At 62.5% G+C, this 1,534-nt stretch carries 1 pseudogene; it reads left to right on the plus strand.

Annotated elements, in window-relative coordinates:
- Positions 1-1,442, plus strand: a pseudogene (locus CSC62_RS17150) (Tn3-like element TnXo19 family transposase); the annotation flags it as partial.
- Positions 1,443-1,534: the final 92 nt, after the last annotated feature.

The raw sequence follows: 1,534 nt of genomic DNA on the forward strand, positions 1-1,534 counted from the left end.
ACGCCGTACTGGTGTGCTTGATCCACCGGGCCCGGGTCCAGACGCGCGACGATCTCGCGGAGATGTTCATCAAGCGCATGGGGAACATCCACAACCGGGGCCGAGAGGAACTGGAGCGGCTGAGGGCGCGCTATCGCGAGAAGACCGAAGCGATCGTGGCGACGATGTCGGATGTGGTCCGCGTCCTCGACCATCATCGCGGCGACACCGAGGCGGGGCGTGAAATCCGCCGCCTGGTCAACGCCCATGGTGGCGTGCAGACGTTGCAGGCCGACTGCAACGCCATTGCGGCGCATAGTGGCGACAATCACTTGCCGCTGCTGTGGCCGTTCTACAAAAGTCACCGCTCCACCATCCTGCGGATGGTGCGTAGGCTGGACTTGGCCTCGACCACGGAGGACCGCTCGCTGATCGACGCGATCGAGCTGATCCTGACGCAGGAACGAACCCGCAGCGATTGGTTGGACGAAGCGGTCGATCTGGCGTTCACCACCCAGCTTTGGCGCAAGACCATCATCCATCGCACCGAACAGGGCGAAGAGCGCATCCACCGGCGCCTGTTCGAGGTTTGTGTGTTCTCATCGCTGGCCAACGAACTGAAATCGGGCGATGTGGCTGTGCGCGGATCGGAAACCTACGCCGACTACCGCGAGCAGTTGCTGCCGTGGGACCAGTGCGAACCTATGTTGGAGGATTACTGCAAGCAGGTGGGGCTGCCGGCCACGGCCGTGGGCTTCGTCAACGCGTTGCAATCGCGCCTGATGCAGGTCGCCGAGCTGACCGATCAAGGCTATCTGGAGAATGGCCAAGTAGTCATCGGCGAGGATGGCATCCCGGTGCTCAAACGCAGCAAGGCAAAGGAGATGAGCAGCGGGGCCCGCGCCCTGGAAACCGCCATCCTAGACCGCATGCCCGAACGCAGCGTCATCGAGATCCTGTGCGATGTGGCCCACTGGACGCGCTGGCCCCGGCACTTCGGTCCTCTGTCCGGCTCGGACGCCAAGATCGAGCAACCGACCGAGCGCTACGTCCTCACCGCCTTCACCTATGGTTGCAATCTCGGACCGGCCCAGGCTGCCCGACACCTGCGTGGCGCCGTCTCGGCGCACATGCTGTCGTTCGTCAACCGCCGGCATGTGGATGCCAACAAACTAGCCGCGGCCTGTCGGGACATCATCAACAGCTACGCCGGCCTGCAGCTCCCCAAATGCTGGGGCGATGGCAAGAGCGCAGCTGCCGACGGCACCAAGTACGACCTCTACGACCAGAATCTGCTCGCTTCGTACCACATCCGCTATGGCGGCTACGGCGGCATCGCCTATCACCACGTGTCCGATACGTACGTCGCGCTGTTCAGCCACTTCATTCCGTGCGGTGTCTGGGAGGCGGTCTACATCATCGATGGCCTGCTGAAGAACACCTCCGACATCCAGCCCGACACCTGTCCCTTATATACATCTGACGGTGCCGACGAATAGAGAGGGGGAAGATGCACGCGGACTGGACGAAACCAAACAAAAGAACGTAACACACG

The sequence above is a fragment of the Pseudoxanthomonas jiangsuensis genome, from assembly GCF_010093185.1.
GTDB classification, from domain to species: Bacteria; Pseudomonadota; Gammaproteobacteria; order Xanthomonadales; family Xanthomonadaceae; genus Pseudoxanthomonas; species Pseudoxanthomonas jiangsuensis.